The organism is Schinkia azotoformans, from assembly GCF_035811335.1.
Taxonomy (GTDB): domain Bacteria; phylum Bacillota; class Bacilli; order Bacillales; family Bacillaceae_J; genus Schinkia; species Schinkia azotoformans.
Map to the genome: position 1 here is coordinate 1 of NZ_JARSMD010000053.1, position 1,096 is coordinate 1,096.

1 pseudogene is annotated in these 1,096 nt (G+C 39.1%); it reads right to left on the reverse strand.

Going from position 1 to position 1,096, the window contains the following annotated elements:
- Positions 1–12 precede the first annotated feature (12 nt).
- Positions 13–1,096: pseudogene (locus tag P9E47_RS22100) on the reverse strand (IS4 family transposase); the annotation flags it as partial.

Genomic DNA, 1,096 nt, shown 5'->3' on the forward strand with positions numbered 1-1,096 from the left:
CACGAGTGTTGATTATCCAAAATTAGACAGACTTATCCCTTGGAGAACTTTATAATTTTTTAAAAATAACAGCTATTTCAGAACGCCAGTCAATTGGCAAGTTATCTTTTTGCAGTTGTCTTAGAAAAGAGATAAATGATAACTTTTTGAATATGCGTCCTTCAGCTGTCTTTGAATAAAGCCACTTTAATAAAACATAAGCAATCAAAGCGGCGAACAGCTGATTAAAAACAGCATTTTCAGTCGTGCCAAATAAAACAGGAACATTTAGGTTCTGCTTGATCCATCGGAAAAACGTTTCGATTCCCCATCTTGCCTTGTACATGTCTGCGATGACTTCAGGTGCTATGTCCATTAAATTAGTCACTACACGCATCTCGTTACCATAATCATCCTTAAAAAATACCACCCGATGTCGTTTCTCAGAACGGGATTGCTTGGTACCTAGTTGACAAGTAATGTCGCGTGTGATGGGGGATCCAGCTTGTTCAAGGCACTGCAAAGCATGAGGTCTAAAAATCTCGACATTTTCTTTTATTCGAATCACGAACTTTTGCTGGTCTTCTGTGAATTGATCGATTCGTTTAATCTTAAAATAGGCTCGATCTTCTACCATGATAAATCGAGAATCGACTAACTGTTCACCAATCGGTCCATCATGTATAAGTCCAGTCGTTTCAACGACTTGAAGCGGCATTTCAGTTAGTGGAGTATAACTAACATGCAGTTTAATCCCTGCACGTTCTCCGTGATAAAGAGCCCAAGGAAGACGTGACTTCCCTACTGTAATGGTAGTAGAGTCTACCAAGAGAAGTTCCTTGGAAATTTTTAATACTCGGCGTGTTATTCGATTACATTTAGAAACGACTAAATGGAATAATTCTTTCATGATCTTGTAGTCTACATGTCCGGCTTTCTTTGAAATAGTAGAGTGGTCAACTTTGGGTAATCCATGTTTGTCACCTACGTCTGCGCACTCTCGATAACTTTTGAACTCATTCATAGCAGCACAGGTCAAATAATGAATGAGTGTGTGTACAGTGAGCTTACGAGCTGTATCCTTATAGCCGATGGCATCCTGAATAACATTGACTTC